At 44.7% G+C, this 17,984-nt stretch carries 10 protein-coding genes and 1 pseudogene; all 11 read left to right on the top strand.

The window, feature by feature from the left end:
• Window positions 1–340: pseudogene (locus Q0502_RS15320) on the top strand (polymerase); the annotation flags it as partial.
• Window positions 333–1,163, top strand: coding sequence for a S26 family signal peptidase (locus tag Q0502_RS15325; protein ID WP_298652577.1), 831 nt, complete (start codon window positions 333–335; stop codon window positions 1,161–1,163). The pseudogene Q0502_RS15320 and the gene Q0502_RS15325, both read left to right, overlap by 8 nt.
• Window positions 1,164–1,206: 43 nt before the next feature.
• Window positions 1,207–2,307 carry an efflux RND transporter periplasmic adaptor subunit gene (locus Q0502_RS15330; RefSeq protein WP_298652580.1) on the top strand — a complete coding sequence of 367 codons (1,101 nt, stop codon included), beginning with the start codon at window positions 1,207–1,209 and terminating at the stop codon, window positions 2,305–2,307.
• A gap of 23 nt (window positions 2,308–2,330) precedes the next feature.
• Window positions 2,331–5,405 (top strand): efflux RND transporter permease subunit, encoded by a 3,075-nt coding sequence (locus Q0502_RS15335; RefSeq protein WP_298652583.1) that lies wholly within the window; start codon window positions 2,331–2,333, stop codon window positions 5,403–5,405.
• A gap of 92 nt (window positions 5,406–5,497) precedes the next feature.
• The gene (locus Q0502_RS15340; protein ID WP_298652586.1) at window positions 5,498–6,991 is read left to right on the top strand and encodes a TolC family protein; all 1,494 of its coding nucleotides are present in this window, start codon (window positions 5,498–5,500) and stop codon (window positions 6,989–6,991) included.
• Window positions 6,992–6,998: 7 nt separating this feature from the next.
• Window positions 6,999–10,196 carry an efflux RND transporter permease subunit gene (locus Q0502_RS15345; RefSeq protein WP_298652589.1) on the top strand — a complete coding sequence of 1,066 codons (3,198 nt, stop codon included), beginning with the start codon at window positions 6,999–7,001 and terminating at the stop codon, window positions 10,194–10,196.
• 89 nt (window positions 10,197–10,285) lie between these two features.
• A complete protein-coding gene (locus Q0502_RS15350; protein WP_298652592.1) occupies window positions 10,286–10,843 on the top strand; it encodes a hypothetical protein in 558 nt (185 codons plus the stop codon).
• A 61-nt stretch (window positions 10,844–10,904) separates the two neighbouring features.
• Complete coding sequence (locus Q0502_RS15355) at window positions 10,905–12,032, top strand: 6-bladed beta-propeller (protein ID WP_298652595.1); 1,128 nt, start codon at window positions 10,905–10,907, stop codon at window positions 12,030–12,032.
• A 291-nt stretch (window positions 12,033–12,323) separates the two neighbouring features.
• On the top strand, window positions 12,324–14,981 hold the full coding sequence (locus tag Q0502_RS15360; RefSeq protein ID WP_298652598.1) for a hypothetical protein: 2,658 nt from the start codon (window positions 12,324–12,326) through the stop codon (window positions 14,979–14,981).
• Between the two features lie 40 nt (window positions 14,982–15,021).
• Window positions 15,022–16,413 (top strand): DUF4419 domain-containing protein, encoded by a 1,392-nt coding sequence (locus tag Q0502_RS15365; RefSeq protein WP_298652600.1) that lies wholly within the window; start codon window positions 15,022–15,024, stop codon window positions 16,411–16,413.
• Between the two features lie 724 nt (window positions 16,414–17,137).
• Window positions 17,138–17,959: a hypothetical protein gene (locus Q0502_RS15370; RefSeq protein WP_298652602.1), complete on the top strand. Its 822-nt coding sequence runs from the start codon at window positions 17,138–17,140 to the stop codon at window positions 17,957–17,959.
• Window positions 17,960–17,984: the final 25 nt, after the last annotated feature.

Consider the following 17,984-nt stretch of genomic DNA (forward strand, 5'->3'; position numbering starts at 1 on the left):
GGAGAAAGCGAAGGCCGACAGCATCTTTGGCCGGGGATTGGAAATAAGCTGTGATGCGATGTTTTACAATGTGAAAGGCCGCAATTACCATGAAATGGGGGAATACGTCAAGGCCGGGGATTGCTATATAAATTCTACATGGCTGTTGCCCGAACGCATTTATCCCTACTATTTACTGGTAAAACTTTATGCCGATCCGGCCAATTATCAACCGGAAAAGATGATCCGCGCGGCAAACGCCGTACTGCAAAAAGAACCGAAAGTCCATTCCATGGCTGTCACGGAAATGCGCGATGAGGTGAGAAAAATATTGAAAGAGAAAGGAGCAGGGTATGAATAAAACCGGGAAGATCGTACGCAAAACAGGCAAGGTAGTACTGAACCTGTTTTACTATACCTCCATCGTCGTATCCGGCTTTATTGTCCTCCGGGTATTCGTGTTCGGTTCTTATAAAATACTGGCTTACGGCGCCCGGCTGTTTGACCTGTTCAGCGCAGTGGAGGGGAAAGAAGTGAAGGTTAAACGCATGCCGGGTTACACCCGTGTCAAGCATAATGATGTGGTTGTCTTTCATATTCCTTATCCGAATAAACGGGACAAGATTGAGATGCACATGCTGAAATACTATATCAAACGCTGTATCGGTGTTCCGGGTGATACGTTGCGCATCGTGAACGGTATCTATAGCGTGAATGCCGATACCGCGAAACGGTTGGGGAACTACGAGGGAGAACTGGCCATGAGCCGGAAACCAAAAAAGGCTTTCCCGCAAGGGGTATATAATGCCTTCCCCGGGGATACTGTCTTGAACTGGAACATCAAAGATTTCGGGCCCCTCTATATACCCCGCAAGGGAGACCGTATCACACTGGACAGGACAAATGCGTTACTCTATAAAAAGATCATCGAGTGGGAGAAAGGTTATCCCCTTCCATGGGAGAACGATACGTTACGGGACAACGGGAATCCGTTGCATGACTATACTTTCTCCCATAATTACTACTTTATGGGAGGTGACAGGGTGGAGAATTCGCGGGACTCCCGTTACTGGGGATTGCTTCCCGACGACCTGGTCGTAGGGAAAGCATGGCTGGTATGGAAGTCAGTGGATACCCGGTCAGGTACATCCAGACGGAAGAGAATACTGAAAAAAATAGAATAAATGTGTTAGGCCATGGGCTATCATGAAACAAATATTAAATTATATGATAAACCGTTTTAATTCCAGACTGTTAATTTTTCTGGTTTTTCTCTGCCTTTGTTCATGCAATCAGGAGAAGAAAGAGAACGCGGAAGCAACTGTCAGGGAACTCCCTCCCGACAAACAGGCCGAAGTGACCGTAGCGCCGCTTGTATATACCGATTTCGAGCACGAACTGGTGAGCAACGGCAAGATATCGGCACGGACGGTGGCAGAGGTGAGGTTCCAAACCTCGGAAGTGATTTCCAGGGTGTTTGTCAGGAACGGTGACCGCGTAACCAGGGGAGACCGACTGGCGGTGCTGGATACCCTCAGGTTGCATAACAGGCTGTCACAGGCAAAAGACGTGTTGGAGCGTAGCCGGCTTGAAATGCAGGACGTACTGATAGGACAGGGATTCAGGCTTGACAACCCTGAGGTCGTGCCGGAAGAGGTGATGCAGCTTGCCCGGATAAAAAGCGGCTTTAACACGGCGCAAACAAGCTGGGATATGGCAACCTACGACCTGGAGCGGGCTACGCTTACGGCTCCCATCGACGGCGTGGTCGCCAACCTGTTCGCCAAACCCCACACGCTCTCTTCATCTTCCGAGGTGTTCTGCCATATTGTCGACACGCGTACGCTGGAGGTCTCCTTCACCGTGCTGGAGAACGAACTAGGCCTGATCCGGAACGGTGACAGGGTAACCGTTAGCCCTTTTTCCCTGCCGAAAGTAGGGGTGGAAGGGCAGGTCTCCGAGATCAACCCGTGGGTCGACAAAAACGGCATGTTGCAGGTAAAAGCATCGGTGGCATACCACCCGCGCCTGGTGGAGGGGATGAATGCCCGGGTGAATATCTTCCGGTCGGCAGGTAAACAGTGGGTGGTTCCCAAAAGTGCCGTAGTGCTGCGCACGGGCAAGCAGGTGATCTTCACGCTGGCAGATGGCAAAGCGATCTGGAACTATGTGCAGACCGGGTTAGAGAATGCCGGTAATTATACCATTACCGGTGAAACACTGAAAGAGGGCGACCGGGTCATCGTCAGCGGTAACATCAACCTGGCGCATGAATCGCCCGTAACGGTGATCGCGGATACGGAAGAACCGGAAGGTCCGGAACAATAATTGTGCATTATTATCCCTAAGCTATGTTGAAATTTATCCTCCAGCGCCCGGTTTCCGTGTTAATGTCGTTCCTGGCATGCGTGATCATTGGTGTCATTACCTATAACACGCTGCCGGTGTCGCTACTGCCCGATATCGCCATTCCCGAGATCACCGTGCAGGTATCGGGCGACAATACCTCCGCCCGGGAACTGGAGAACACGGTGACAAAACCGATCCGCCGGCAACTGATGCAAGTGGGAAGGCTACGCGATATCCGGAGTGAAACACGGGACGGATCGGCCATCATCCGCCTGAAATTCGATTACGGAACAAATACCGACCTGGCATTTATCGAGGTAAACGAAAAAATTGACGCGGCCATGAACAGCTTGCCGCGTGATTTTCGCCGCCCGAGGGTGATCAAGGCCAGCGCCACCGACCTGCCCGTCTTTTACGTGAACCTTACCCTGAAAGACGATATACCTTACGGCGTTACCGACGAGCAGAAATTCCTGGATCTGTCCGAATTCGCCGATAACGTCATCAAACGGCGTATCGAACAACTGTCTGAAGTAGCGATGGCAGATATGACGGGATTAATGTACAAACACCTTCAGATAGTTCCTGACCTCCCGATGCTGGAGTCTGCCTCGATCACGCTGAACGATATCGAGAACGTACTCTCAGCCAATAACATTGAACCGGGGAGCATGGTCGTACGCGACGGTTATTACGAATATAATATCAAATTCTCTTCCCTGTTGCGTACACCTGAAGAGGTACGGAACATTTTTATTGAAAAGGGAGGGCGTATTTTCCAGTTGAAGGACCTGGCCGCGATCGATATCGTGCGCCAGCCCGAATCGGGCATGTCGCTGGTCAACGGAAAACGGGCCATCACCATCGGCATCATCAAGCAGGCCGACGAAACGATGAAGAACCTGCGCCTGTCGCTCAACAGGACACTCAGGAGCTTCGGGCGAAGTTATCCCGATGTGCAGTTCACCGTGAACCGCAACCAGACGGAACTGCTTGATTATACCATTTCCAACCTGCAGGAGAACCTTATCATGGGTTTTATCCTTGTCTTCATCGTGGCCCTCCTGTTCCTGGGAGATGCCAAATCGCCGGTGATTATCGGCATCAGTATGACCACTGCCCTCATCACCACTTTCATTTTCTTTTTCCTCTTCAAAGAGTCGATCAACATCATTACCCTGGCAGGCCTGATCCTCGCCCTTGGAAACATGATCGACAGCTCCATCGTGGTTACCGATATCATCACACAATACCGGCGTGAGGGATATCCGTTGGATGATGCCTGCGAGAAAGGAACCAAAGAGGTGATCATGCCTATCCTCAGCTCTACCCTTACCACGATAGCCGTTTTTGTGCCGTTGGTGTTTATGAGCGGTATAGCGGGTGCTATCTTTTATTCCGAAGCTTTTGCCGTGACCGTCGGGATGCTGGTGTCATACCTCACGGGGATTATTATGCTGCCGGTGCTCTATAAACTGGCATACGGACGAAAGGTTACGAAAAGGGATTTCTCCGGTTTTTTTGCCCGGATGCAACGGAAAATAGACGGGGTGGTATTCCCCTTCTACGACCGGGGCATCAATTACGTTTTCCGCCATAAGATATTCTTCCTGGCCCTGTTGGCGGTCTCCTTCCCGGTATGCGTTTTCCTGTTTAACGCCATGCCCAAAACCTCCATGCCTAAGCTGGACTATGTAGAAACGATCTCCATGGTGGAGTGGAACGAAAATATCCATGTGGATGAAAATGGGCGGCGGATAGCCGGACTGCTGAAACATGCGGAAGAATATGCGGTTGAAAATGCCTGCTATATAGGACAACGCCAATATCTTCTGGATAAGGACAATGAGTTGACCACTACCGAAGCCCAACTTTACTTCAAAACCGCGAAACCTTCGGACGTCGCACAGTTGGAAAAGCATGTGCGTGATTGGATGGCGCATCATTATCCCGAAGCCGTTATCTCTTTCTCTCCGCCTGAAAATGTGTTTGAAAAGATTTTTGATACGGCGGAAGCTGAAATTATAGTGCAGCTTTATACAAAGAACAGGGAGATGATCCCCGATCCGGTAGAAATACGTAAAATGGAGAACCTGCTGTTTGAAACTACCGGAAAGCAGGCTGAAGGTGTTCCTTTTGAGCAACAGTACGAAATTGTACCTGATAAGGAAAGGATGTTGCTTTACGGTGTATCGCAGCATGAGATCCACCAGGCCCTGAAAATCGCTTTCCGTGATAATCAGGTCGCTGTACTGCGCTCCTTCCAGCAATACCTGCCGATCTCGATCACGGGAAAACAGCAAACTATCGGGGAAGTATTGCACGAAACGTTTGTGAATGGCCGCCCGTCTAACAGTACGCAAACGGTGCGCGTACCTGTTTCGTCATTGATCAATGTAAGAACAGGTGAAGATATCAAAACCATTATTGCCGGAAAGAACGGGGAATATATCCCGTTGCGTTATCACCAAATGGATAATCCCGAACAATTCATGAAGAAAGCTTCAGATATTATCCGTCAGGCCGGTACGTGGGATTCGGCTTTCTCCGGTAATTTCTTTGCCAATGCAAAGATGTTGCGTGAACTGGCTGTCATCCTGCTGATATCGGTATTGCTTATGTACTTTATACTGGCTTCTCAGTTCGAGAATTTTCTGCAACCCTTCATTGTATTGACGGAAATCCCTATCGATATCGCTTTTGCCCTGGTTATACTATGGCTCACAGGTAACACCCTGAACCTGATGAGCGCTATCGGAATCGTGGTCACTACCGGAGTAATTCTCAATGACTCCATCCTGAAAATAGACCTGATCAATGAACTGCGGAAAGGCGGAATGCCTTTGATGGAAGCGATCCACACTGCCGGTGTAAGGCGGTTAAGGGCTATTATCATGACGGCCCTCACCTCCATCTTTTCAATGATACCCATCCTGTTCACCTTCGATATGGGGTCTGAATTACAGAAACCGCTTGCCATTACCATGATCAGCACCATGATCATCGGGACATTCGTAAGCGTATTTTTTATTCCATTGCTTTACTGGGCTATATATAGGAAATCTGAGGGTGATTAGGTGATTAGGTGGGAAAGTGGGTGTGGTGATTTGATGAGGGGAAGGTGAATAAGTGAAAAGTAATTGATAATTTGTAATTAGTAATTTTTATTATGACGCGTTCTTGCCTTATATACATGTTGTGCTTGGTGAGTTTCTGTTCATACCAAAGCCATGCCCAGGAGGTACATATTGAACTGGACCTGTATGCTGCCGTGCGGTTAGCCAACGACAGTTCGCTTACGGCTTTCCGGGCCAGGAACAGTTACATGGCCGGCTATTGGGAGTACCGGTCGTTCAAGGCGAGGCGGTTGCCCTCTTTGACACTTTATATGACTCCTTTATCGTATAACCGGGATTATACGCGTCGGTATGACTCCCAGCAGAATATCGATATCTATCGCCGTCAGCAATCTCTCTACAGCTACGGGAACCTCGCGGCACAGCAGAATTTCGACCTGACGGGCGGAACATTTTTTATCGATTCCGAGTTGGGATATATCCGTAATTTTGGGGAGCGTTCCTACAGCCAGTTTACCAGTGTCCCGATCCGTGTCGGGTACCGGCAGGAACTGTTTGGGTATAATGCCTTCAAATGGGAGAAGAAGATCGCTCCCGTAAAGTACGAAAAAGCAGGGAAAGAACTGCTCTACCAACTAGAACAAACGGCTGAAACCGCTGCCGGTTATTTTTTTGACCTGGCTATGGCCCAGGCGGAATACGAACTGGCAAAGGAAAATCTTGCCAGCTCCGATACACTTTATAAGATAGGAGAAGAAAAGCATAAAATAGCTTCCATCGGGCAAGCCGACCTGTTGACACTGAAACTGGACCGGGTAAATGCGAAAAACAGCCTGCAAAATGCGGATATCAACCTGAAAAGAAGTATGTTCGCTCTGGCTGCTTTTCTGAACATCGACAAAAACAGGAAAATCACATTGAAGTTGCCTGATTACCCTAAAGATATGTTTGTGGCAGTGGATGATGCATTACTGTTTGCCAGGGAAAATAATCCCGGATACCTGGATTCGGAACAACAGGTATTGCAATCGGAACAATCGCTGGAACGCACTAAAATCGAGTCGCGGTTCAATGCCGGGGTATCGGCCAGCATCGGATTTAACCAGGTTGCGGAATCTTTCCGGCAAGCCTATCAAAATCCGTTACAGCAGGATATCGTTTCGCTTAGGCTGTCTGTCCCCCTGGTAGATTGGGGAGTTCGGAAAGGGAGGTATAATATGGCGAAGAACAACCTCAATATTACAAAACTTACAGCACAGGAAAGGGAAGTGCAACTCGAGGAAGATGTGATCATGACGGTAGGGCACTTTACTGTTCAGCAGCAGCTTATCCGTAGTGCAGAGGAAGCCGTGGAACTGGCAAGGCTGGCATATGAACAGACACGGGAACGTTTTATTATCGGCAAAGCCGATATCAACAGCCTTACGCTGTCTGCAAGCCGCCGGCAGTCGGCCCAGCGCAACTATATCTCGGCGCTGCGTAACTATTGGCAGAGCTATTTTAAAATACGAAAGCTGACGTTATACGATTTCGAGAAACGCGTGCCGATTGCCGATACATTCGACTGGAACATAACGGGACAATAAAAGAATTTTGATTTTGAGCAGGGAAAGATATATATCATCGTTCACGGTCATTGTACTGTTTGTATGCTTGTCTGTTGTGGGGCTGGCATTGATCCCGTTGCTGCCGGTAAAGCTTGCTCCTTCACGTACTTTGCCGACTATCTCGGTGAGCTTCGGCATGCCGGGAAATGCTCCCCGTGTAGTAGAAATGGAGGCCACTTCCAAAATAGAATCGATGCTGGCGCGCGTGAAAGGTATCCGCAACATTTACTCCACTTCCGGAAACGGACGGGGAAGCATCACTATCGAATTCGATAAGCACACCTCTATCGATGTGGCCCGCTTCGAAGTATCGACCATTATCCGCCAGGTATGGCCGGAACTGCCCCGCAGTGTGACCTATCCCTCCATCTCGGTCAACCGTTCCGACGAAAAGGCATCGCGCCCCTTCATGACATATACCGTCAACTCCGCTGCCACGCCCATTGTTATTCAACGCTATACTGAGAATATCATTAAAACAGCGCTCAGCGATATTGAAGGATTATACAGGATCAATGTGAGCGGCGCCACGCCTATGGAATGGCAACTGGAATATGATTTCTGTATGTTAGAAACCGTGGGGGTGACCGTAAATGATATGCGGCAGGCCATATCGCAATATTATGCCGTTCAGTTTCTGGGAATGGCGGAAACCGAATCCCAAAGCGGACTCTCTTCGTGGATACGTATAACGATGCTCTCGGACATGGAAGAAGACAGTTTCGATCCTTCATCTATCTTCGTTATCAATAAGGGAGGAGCGCTTATCCGTTTAGACCAACTGGTGACAGTTACCCATACCGAAAGGGCGCCTTCGGGTTATTACCGTATCAATGGGCTTAACTCCATCTATTTGTCCCTTACGGCCGATGAGTCGGCCAACCAATTGCGATTAAGCGGATTAGTGAAGAAAAAGATGACGGAGATAGAAGCCGGTTTGCCGCCTGGTTATGAGATACATGCCAGTTACGACGCAACCGATTATATTAAGGCGGAACTTCGCAAGATCTATATCCGCAGTGGTATGACCATGCTGATCCTGTTACTCTTCGTACTGCTTATGACACGTAGCTTGCGCTATCTGTTCCTGATTGCCGCCAGTCTTTTTATTGATTTGGCCATTGCCGCCATTTTCTATTACCTGTTCAAACTGGAAATCCAACTTTATTCTCTTGCCGGCATCACCATTTCGCTCAGCCTGATCATCGATAACGCCATCATCATGACCGATCATATGATCCACAAAGGCAACCGGAAGGCCTTTATGCCTATACTGACCGCCACGGTGACTACTGTGGGGGCGCTATCCATGATTTTCCTGCTGGATGAGAAAATACGACTAAACCTGCAGGATTTTGCCGTTATATTAATTATTAACCTGATGGTTTCCCTCTGTGTGGCGACATTGTTTGTCCCGGCACTGATTGAGCGTATCCGGCTGGTTAAAAGAAAACGCCGCCGCCATCGTGTCCTGTTTTTTTCTCCTGCACGGTTGAGTATCCGTTTTACGCACGGTTATGAAAAGATGATCCATCTGATGAACCGCCGGAAATGGATTGCTTTCGTTGCTGTTGTTTTACTTTTTGGGTTACCTGTGTTTTTATTGCCTGACAGGATTGATAAGACCACTCCATTTGCGTTGAAATACAATAAAATAGTGGGAAATACTACATACAAGGAGAAGGTGAAACCGGTCGTTGACAAGGCGTTGGGAGGTACGTGGCGGCTATTTACCGAGAAAGTGTACCGGGGGAGCTATTTTACCCGTAAAGAGGAAACGGTATTGACCATTGCCGCATCGATGCCCAATGGAACTACTTTACCGCAGATGAACGACCTGATCGTGAAAATGGAGCGTTACCTGAGCGGTTTTTCCGAAATCAGGCAGTTCCAGACAAGTGTCTCCAGTGCCCGGCGGGCATCAATCAGCGTTTTCTTCCGGAAAGAGGACGAACAGGGAGGTTTTCCCTACCAGTTGAAAAACAAGGTGATAAGCAGGGCCCTGGAACTCGGAGGGGGGAGCTGGAGCGTATCCGGATTGGAGGATAGGGGATTCAGTAACGATGTAAGGGAATCAGCAGGGCAATACCGTGTAAAACTGTACGGATACAATTACGATGAACTCTCGGCCTGGACTGATACGTTAAAAAACCGCCTGCTGTCGTACAGGCGTATAAAGGAGGTACTCGTCAATTCCAATTTCTCGTGGTATAAGGACGACTATCAGGAGTTTTCTTTTGTACTGGACAAGGAATGGCTGGCAACCCGGGGGCTTCTTCCCGGTGAAGTATTCAGGTCGTTGCAACCGGTTTTTACCCGTGATATGTGGGTCGCTTCGGTTGTTATGGACGGAGAGAACGAAAATATCGTACTGGGCAGCAGGCAGTCGAAAGAGTATGACGTATGGGCGTTGGAACATATCGGGCGCAGTGTCGGGGATCGTTTTTATAAACTGGGTGAGGTCGCCGGAATAGACAAAGGGCAGGCACCGCAGGAAGTGGGCAAAGAAAACCAGCAATACCGGCTGGTATTGCAATACGAATATATCGGATCCTCCATGCAGGGAGGGAATGTTCTTGACAGGGAAATTAAAGAATTCAACAAACAGGTTCCCATGGGTTATAGTGCCCGTCGGGAAAGTTCTTACCGGGGTTGGGGTAAGCAGGACAATAACCAGTACTTTTTAATAGGCTTACTGGTGGCGATTATTTTTGTTACCACATCTATCCTGTTTAATTCCCTGAAGCAACCCTTTGCCGTTATATTTATCATTCCCGTATCCTTTATCGGTATCTTCCTGACATTCTATTGGTTCAAATTGAATTTCGACCAAGGGGGATTCGCTTCTTTCATCCTGCTGTCGGGGCTTACCGTGAATGCCAGCATTTATATACTGAACGATTACAACCGGATACGGAAACAAAAACCGCTCTTATCTCCCGTCAGGGCTTACCTGAAAGCCTGGAACAGCAAAATTGTCCCTATCTTCCTGACCATTATTTCCACTATTCTCGGGTTTACTCCCTTTATGATAGGAACACAGAAAGAAGGTTTCTGGTTTCCGTTGGCGGCCGGCACAATAGGAGGCCTGATCATGTCGATTATCGGGATATGGATGCTTCTGCCGCTGCTGTTGACAAAAAGAGACACAGGTGTCCGGCGAAAAAATGAAAAGTTAAAATGAAAACGAAAGAGAAAAGATCTTCGTCCAGATCGGCAACCAAGCTATTTTATCAGGGGAACGGTATGGACTTACACAAACAAATTACCAAGATGAAGAAAAACAAAACAACCAAGCGGATAAAATGGAGTTACTCGATAGCGTTCTTCCTGTTGTTCCTTACCATGACCGCTCTTTCGGTATCGAAGTTGAACGCGAGTATCACTGAAGAAAAGGGCGGGGAGTCGGTTGAAAAAGAAATGATAGAAGTAGAACCGGTTAGGGAAGAACCAGTTCAACAAGAGCCGATTCGACGAGAAACAAGAGATTCTGTAAAAGTTAAGGAAAATTCCACACCTCTTAACCAGAGCAAAAGAGGACTTGTTCCGAAAGACTCGATGAATGCTGAATTCTTTATAAGTTTTATTAGTCGTAAAAATAATGGGAATAACCCCCAGAAAGACCCTATAATTTTTTTGGATGGCAAGAGGATCTCTTCGCAAGAGTTCTCGATGGTTAATAAGGACAATATTAAATCGTTTTCTGTATTGAAAGATAAGGATGCCATCAAAACTTATGGAGATGAAGCGAAGAACGGGGTGATTCAGATTACGACAAAGAATCCAAAAGATTCTATAAAAGTGAAGGGAAGTTTTACCCCTCTTAATTAAGGCAAAAGAAAACTTGTTCCGAGAGACTCGATGGAGAATACTAAATTCTTTATACACACTTATGAGATTATATTCATTATTATTTTTACTATTGTTTCTGGGTTGTACTTTAAATTCCAATAAAGTTGAACCGGAAAACGGAAAAGGAGCTGAAAATATTGATGGGTTTACATTTGTAGACTATACTTTGAACGATTCTATCCTCTTTAATGAGTGCCATGTTGTAGCATTGGAGACAAATGATGGTTCCTTTATACGGGAAATAAGCCGTATTTATAAAACAAATGATTATATATTTATTTTAGATAAATCACTTGATAAAATATGTATTTTTGATACTCAGGGAAATTACCTGTATAAAATTGAGGATATAGGGAATGGTCCACGAGAGTATTTGTCATTAATGGATTTCTGCCTGGATGCAGAAAAAGAGGAGATTTTATTGTTATGTGACAGGCCTTACAAAATAATGCGATTTAAGTATAATGGCCAATTCGTGAATGAGATAAGAAATGACGGTCTTTTTATGAATATTGCTATGAATGACGGCTATATCTATTGCAACAGATTTGAATCAAGTAAGAGTGATTTGAATAAATATGAAATATGGTGTATGAGCCGTGATGGAGAACAGCTTGGCAATTTACTTGAAAAAAGAGATAATATTGCCAATAAATTGTACCATACCGGAAATTCTTTAAGCAGGAGCAAGCATCTTTATTATACAAGGAGATTTGATAATAGAGTATATCAGGTTACTAAAGAAGAGTTGACTGAAAAATACACTATGGATTTTGGACGATTCAATGTGCCTGGACATTTATCCAAAGAACAGGATTTGAAAAAGTTTCGTAGTGAATGTAAAGAAAAAAAATACATTTACTCAATAACAGAATTTATAGAAAATGAAAAATATATCATCTTCAATACAAACCAGGCAATTTGTATATATGACAAAAACAAAGAGACATTTATTGGTTATCCGGGAATTCAAAATACTCAATTCGATATTGGGACTAATTCTTTTTACTCAAATAGCCGTGATGAAAATTCAATAGTGATGAAAATTGAGCCTGCAATACTTTACATGTTTAAGGAAAATGTAAAAGGTGAAGAAATATTAACGTTGATTGATAGGATAAAAGAAGATGATAATCCAATTTTGTTATTTTATCAATTTAAAATATAATCTTATACCTGAAGAGCCCATCTGGATGATGGAATATGCGCCTCGAAACCCGCGGAAAAAATGTATGGCTTAGGGTCCAAAAAGATTTCGACCATCAGTGGATACCCATTCCTTTACTACTTTCTTAGGCTCCCGACACGACAGAGTAGCAAAATAAAATTTAATTTTCTGATAAAGCGAGAATTTATAAGACACATGACAACCATAAATAAACATAGCATTGATTATTCATACGATTCAGGACAATTTCTAAGGATTATCGGGATTGTCTTGAACCTAAAACAACAAATTATGAAAAGATTTCTTTTAATTATTTGTATTTTCCATTTTTCCGGTATTCTCTCCGCCCAGGATATTATTCAGGAATCAGGTTCGGTGGCAAGCCGGTTTTCCGAACAGCAGGCCTATTTTCCGCATGAGAAGATATACGTCCAGACCGACAAGTCAAACTATCTCTCGGGAGAGCGGGTTTGGCTGCGCAGCCACCTGGTCGACGCGATGAACCACAGGCCGATGTTCATGAGCCGGTACGTTTATGTGGAACTGTTCAATCCCTTTGATGAATTAGTCAAACGTATTAAAATCCGTCCCGACAGTACCGGCGTATACGCCGGCTACCTCGATCTGGACCAGGAACTTCCCGAGGGGAGCTACACGATAAGGGCATACACCCGGTATATGCGGAACCGGGGCAACGGGACATTCTTCAGGAAAACGATCAACGTGCTTGATCCTTACTCCCTGCAAATAGAACCGTTACCGGATTTTACTGTCGATAAAAACAAGGTGGATGCAAGCTTCAAATTTGTGAATCGACAGAGCGGGGATACCATTATCCCGGAGATCGTAACCCTTAAGCCTCCGGGGGAACCTGTAAAAACCCTCAGTCCGAAAAATATAACCGATTTCAGGGAGACATTCTCCCTTGCCGGGAAAGGGGACAACAGGAACCTCCTGTTAAGCATCATCCATGAGGGGCGAAAATACAACCGGTACTATCCCATACCTTATCCTGCCGGTGATTTTGAAGTTTCGTTCCATCCCGAAGGGGGCTGGCTTGTCCCGGGCCAGATTTGCCGGGTGGGATTCAAGGCCATCAATCCTTCGGGACTTAGTGAAGATGTTTCAGGAACCCTTTGCAATTCGAAAGACGAAGAAATAGTACAGTTCAACTCCCTTAAACTGGGAATGGGCTTTTTTAATTTTATTCCCGGAGAGGGTGAAACATACCATGCCGTCTGTAAAACAAAAGACGGCAATACCAGGCGGGTCGATTTACCGGCCCCGGATCCCCGTGCAAGGACCGTCAACGCGAAACTTATCCGTAACCGTTACCTGGTCCATGTCCTGAAAGGGAATGCTGCCCCGGAGGATCCCGTTTCGCTACTGATCCACCATAAGGGTACCGTTCTGTACCATCAACCCTGCCCGCCGCAGAGCGACAGCTATACCTTCCCAACAGGATTTTTCCCGTCAGGCATTTCAAGTATCCTACTACTCGATGCAGGTCATGAAATTATCAGTGAACGGTTGATTTTCAATATCAACGAGAGTGATTTCGCGGATCTGGAACCCGAACTTCCGCCGTCCGCATACAAACGGCGGCAACGTATTGCCCTTACACTCCGGTTGACGGACACGGATACCCTGTCGGTAGAGAACAATATAGCAGTTTCTGTCATTGATAAAAACGCGGTCATCCCGGACACGACGGACCACCTGGTTTCAACGCTGTTGCTCTCTTCAGAACTGAAAGGCCATGTTGAATCGCCGGCAAGCTATTTCACCGGCAACAGGGAGGACCAAATCGCGCTCGATGTGTTGATGATGACCCAGGGGTGGAGAAGGTACGATATTCCTAACGTGTTGAAAGGAAAAATAGAGACTCCCGAAATCCTTCCCGAACAGTTCCAGGAGATAAGTGGGAAAACGGAAGCCCGATTTTTCAGAAGCATGGATGAAGGGAAAATCAGCCTTTACGCCACATTAGATTCGCTGTCCAGCATCGAAACCACGACAGCTGATGAAAAGGGGCACTTCCTGTTTAAGGTGGAATTCCCTGAAAGCACCGAGATCACGGTACAGTCCTTAAGCAAAAAGGGAGGTAAGAGCAATTTCATCTACCTCGATACCATCACCTATCCTGATTATACCTTTGCCACTTTGCCGGTTAAGGGGCAATTAAGGATTCATGACGAGCCCGAAGACCAGTTTGATATCGATTCCTACCTGAAGCAGGCCAATGAAGAATATTCCCAGAAATACGGTATCCGTACAATGATGCTCGAAGAGGTGACGATCACGGCCCAAAGCATGAAACAATTCAAAAGGTCGGGTTACTACTCCCCCGTTTTTTCTTCCGGACTGGTGACCACCGAGGAAATCAAGAAAAGAAACTTCAGCAATATGCAAGCCGTTTTGCTTGCCACCCAGGGAATCGTTATAAGAGGAGGAAACAGAATAACCACCAGCCGGTCCAATATGCCGGTGCTGGTCGTAATTGATGACGTTGTTTATCCCAATTTCGATGTTTTATCCATGGATGTGAACGATATCGACAACCTGTTTGTCGTGAAGGACAACACTTCCATGTTCGGCTACTATCCCGATACGAGCGGAGCGTTAGTGATCACGACCAGTGGAAATACCTGGCAAAGGTCGAGATCCATTAATATCGACAGATTCAGGCCGCTCGGGTACCAGCAGGCTGCGGAATTTTATTCCCCCAAATACGAAACAAAGGAACAGGTGGAATCTTCAACGCCGGACCTGCGCACGACAATCTACTGGAAACCGAATGTGCAGTTCTCCCGAACAGGAGAAGCAATCGTTGAATTTTACGCGGCGGACACACCCACAACTTATCAGGTTGTAGGGGAGGGTGTCACCGGTTCCGGTAAAATGATTCGTTTTACAAAGGAAATCGTGATAGAGCCCAGTGTCAAATAAAGTATTATAGTGCTAATGATAAAATAAACTATAAGGAGTAATGAAAAAATTGACTTTATTGCTATGTATATTCACTTCGTTGCAAGGTTATTGTCAAAATGGAATAACTTTTTCAGTAGAGGATTTATCTAAACCCGAGAAATTATTATATGAGCAATCAGGCAAAAGTATCTATGAACGGCTTATTGCATCTGATGTGGATTTATGGCCTCATAAAATACAAAAGGATAGTATAAAGTTTCCTTATGATATTATTGCTCAGAGCGAATTGCCCGATAGTCTTGTGAATTACGGTTATCATTCTTTTTTTAGTGGAATGTATCAAGCGTATGCCGACCATAGGCCATTTGTATTGTCACCCGATATGATATGGCTGCTCATAAGCCAGGGGTTTGCAAGACATGTAAATGCCAATGCCGAAAATGTAAGACATCACTTTGTCGATTTTTCGGGCGAGTTGTCATTGGTAGTAGCAACGGACAAAATAACTCTCGAAAATCCTGATAGCCCGTGGGAAGAAGTTTTTCCCGAATTCAGAAACCAAATGGCTTTGCACACGGGAAATGATTTGATGGAATTGTTATCTGCCAATTTTTCCACAACAACACCCACAACCCAAATAGCTTCCGAAATAACAATAATGGAAGCCATGGAACCGTACTTCGAATTTATTGTCATTTATATTGTTTGCGGAATACCTGAAATAACCTTACAAGGAACTACGGAAGATTGGCAAAAAGTGTTGGATAAGACAAAACAATTGGCTAAATACGACTTGAAATGGTGGATATCCGAATTGGAACCATTGTTAAAACAGTTTGTAGAAGCATCTAAAGGAAAAATTAACAAGACATTTTGGCGGAATATGTTTAAATACCATTCTCAAAAGAAATATGGGGCACCCAATATGATAGACGGTTGGATTGTGAAGTTTTTCCCATATGATAAAAATGGAAGACGCAACAACCTGAACGAACTTGAAGGCGGGAAAAACCTCCCGGAAGAGATCGTAAAAGTTGATTTAAAGTATATTGATGAAAACCAGGAAGAAACCATATTGGAACTTTGGGCAGGTTTTGTCGGTCTTGAACAAAACAAAGAAAATTATGCCTTAACTCCAAAAATCGGCTGGATGATAAGAAAGAAGGATGTTGAAAACGTTGGATTAAAACAAAAATTTGAATCTGATAATAAATCCTGGGGTGGTATTGCTATTCGAGTGAAAGAAATTCCTGCCGCCATTTTTGAATTGAAAGAAATTAAAAAACTTGAAATAGCATTTATAGATGAAATTAATATCCCTGAGAAATTATCAGAAATCAAAATTGAAACATTACGACTATCAGGAAAAATTAACGATGCTGAAATGAAGCGGATAAAGAAAATGTTCCCTGATACGCAATTGATAATAAATAGAGAAACTATAGAATAACACTGCCCACAAACGGTTTGGCGTCAGGCTCACGGAAGTGGTGTTTTGGAGTTTCGTCTCCCGTGCAAGCGTTCGCCTCGATTGACAGGACTTCGTCCCGCCAATCCATTTAAAATATTTTCTCGTTTTTTGAGTATAATTGAACGCAAAAAAAGATTATGGTGGAAGAATATGTCTTTCCTTTGTGTTGCTTGTTAGATTTTAAATCATGAAGCTAATGAATTCTATTTATGAAAGACAAGAGATTAATAATATCTTGGCCCATCTTGATACTGACAGGAATCTCATATTTATATATATACGTTAGAAATCCACTTGGGAAAGAATTTGATTCAGGACTGATAGCCATGATTGTAGCTTGGTGTGCCCTTATAATTTCTTTCTTGTTTGTAAAAAAAGAGTTTATAAGACAAATAACAGCAATAACCCTCCTTTTGATTTTTATAGGAATATATTTCTTAGTTTAAAAATATTTACGAAATGAATACGTGAAAAGCTTATTGAAAAATAAGGATACTATGACCGGGGGTACAGGATAGTTTACGGAGGAAATTTTCATTTTTTTTGAAAAATAATATTGATAATATTTTTATATTTCATTTATATTTAGTAATTTAGCAGAATAATCAAGTGTGATTACGCGAATGATAAAATTAATAATATGGAGAAACACTGTCCCCCCTGGCGGGTCGGTTAGGTTCGCATCTGTCAAAGTAGAATTATTATGGAAACAAAAAAAACGCTCTTAAAATTATTATATGTTATATGTATATTGCTGATAATGATGTTTATTCTTGATAATCCGATGTCAGCAAAAGATCATCCCCAAAGTGGTCCGGCAGATAGTCCAGGTATTTCAGCCGGGAAATGGCACCCTGAAATGTTCTATATCGAATTACCCGGCTTAAGTATGAGTTTTATGCTTCCTTGCGAATCGGATCGTTCCGGCGTGCATAATTTGTTTTTTATATCCAAAGAATCCGGTGAAACTCTTTTGTTAGATACTATCAAAGACAATAAACGTTATTTCACTCCGTTTTCGCCGGGAAGCTGTTATGACGTCGTACTGCTGTACAATAACGGCACATACGTCAAATGTAATGACATTATCCTTGAAAATGGCATTGAGGTTGACATGAGAAATCAGCGTATTCAACCATCCGATTCTGTTTCAGAATATTGGAAAAAAAACCTTAGGACTTTTGATTATACAATTATAGATCGGGCGTCGGACGGAAATGACAGGAGCGTGTCGGAATATGTAACCAAAGGATATGTGTTTTCTAGCGGAATAGGCAACGGTGAAGCTTTGGGTGGTGCTTCACCTGAGGTCGGAGGTATGTATGCTTCAATTGACGTCGGAGGTAAAAGGGTATGGACTTCCGCTGATGGATACTTTGAAATTGATAACAAAGATGATACTGAGCAAACACTTTCGGTGGGTGCTACTGTGCATGGTAGCATAGAAAAATTCAACATACCAGCAAGTTGTGGACTTATTGTTGTGTTGCCCGTATTTGGAAAGGCAAGAAAAGTGCCGAGATAGGTAATATTCAACTTCTAACGTGAGT

The organism is uncultured Proteiniphilum sp. (assembly GCF_937873925.1).
In the GTDB taxonomy this organism is placed as follows: domain Bacteria; phylum Bacteroidota; class Bacteroidia; order Bacteroidales; family Dysgonomonadaceae; genus Proteiniphilum.

Coding starts and splice junctions, on each gene's coding strand:
- Q0502_RS15370 (WP_298652602.1), top strand. CDS start 17,138: ATGGAAACAAAAAAAACGCTCTTAAAATTATTATATGTTATATGTATA.
- Q0502_RS15350 (WP_298652592.1), top strand. CDS start 10,286: ATGAAGAAAAACAAAACAACCAAGCGGATAAAATGGAGTTACTCGATA.
- Q0502_RS15360 (WP_298652598.1), top strand. CDS start 12,324: ATGAAAAGATTTCTTTTAATTATTTGTATTTTCCATTTTTCCGGTATT.
- Q0502_RS15365 (WP_298652600.1), top strand. CDS start 15,022: ATGAAAAAATTGACTTTATTGCTATGTATATTCACTTCGTTGCAAGGT.
- Q0502_RS15325 (WP_298652577.1), top strand. CDS start 333: ATGAATAAAACCGGGAAGATCGTACGCAAAACAGGCAAGGTAGTACTG.
- Q0502_RS15355 (WP_298652595.1), top strand. CDS start 10,905: ATGAGATTATATTCATTATTATTTTTACTATTGTTTCTGGGTTGTACT.
- Q0502_RS15335 (WP_298652583.1), top strand. CDS start 2,331: ATGTTGAAATTTATCCTCCAGCGCCCGGTTTCCGTGTTAATGTCGTTC.
- Q0502_RS15340 (WP_298652586.1), top strand. CDS start 5,498: ATGACGCGTTCTTGCCTTATATACATGTTGTGCTTGGTGAGTTTCTGT.
- Q0502_RS15330 (WP_298652580.1), top strand. CDS start 1,207: ATGATAAACCGTTTTAATTCCAGACTGTTAATTTTTCTGGTTTTTCTC.